Annotated in this window: 1 protein-coding gene; it reads right to left on the bottom strand. The window is 46.6% G+C overall.

The window, feature by feature from the left end; translation table 11 throughout:
* A partial coding sequence (mutL, locus tag PGX78_RS09155; RefSeq protein WP_270446657.1) for a DNA mismatch repair endonuclease MutL occupies positions 1–618 on the bottom strand: 618 nt, incomplete at both ends.

Here is a 618-nt window from a genome sequence, read left to right as displayed (position 1 = left end):
GCACGGCCTTTTCAATTTGGCGCGGTGACAAATTAACGGGTGTCGCAATTTGTTCAGGCTTTTCCCGGCTCATTAAGGCCGTAATAATACAATGATATACGGCTCGATACATCTGCTGTTCATCGGCAAACTTGATTTCCGTCTTAGCCGGATGAACGTTTACATCAATAGTTGCCGGATCCGTTTCTACATATAAAAGAGCAAAGGGATAACCCGACTTGGGCAGCATGGCATGGTAGGCGTTTTCAATAGCCTTAAAGACGACGGCATTGTGAATGACCCGTCTATTGACTATACACGTCTGCCAAGCCCGCGTACTCTTTAATAAGGACGGCTTACCAACATAGCCGTGTATCGTAAGATTTTCATTTTCATAAGTTACGGGAAATACTTCCTTGGCTACAGCCGCGCCGTAAATGGCGGCAATCGTTTCCAAATCATCCCCCGTTCCGCCTGTCTGTAAGACCGTGCGGCCGTTGTTAATAAACGTAAAGGCCACGTCCGGACGAGTTAGGGCCAGCTTCGTAATAATATCGGAAATCTTCGAACTTTCCGTCCGTTCACTTTTCATAAACTTTTTTCGAGCCGGCGTATTGAAGAACAAGTTGCGCACTTCCA

The organism is Megasphaera sp. AF13-6AC (genome assembly GCF_027685385.1).
Classification (GTDB): Bacteria; Bacillota; Negativicutes; order Veillonellales; family Megasphaeraceae; genus Megasphaera; species Megasphaera micronuciformis.
This window is presented reverse-complemented; position numbering and strand designations above follow the sequence as displayed.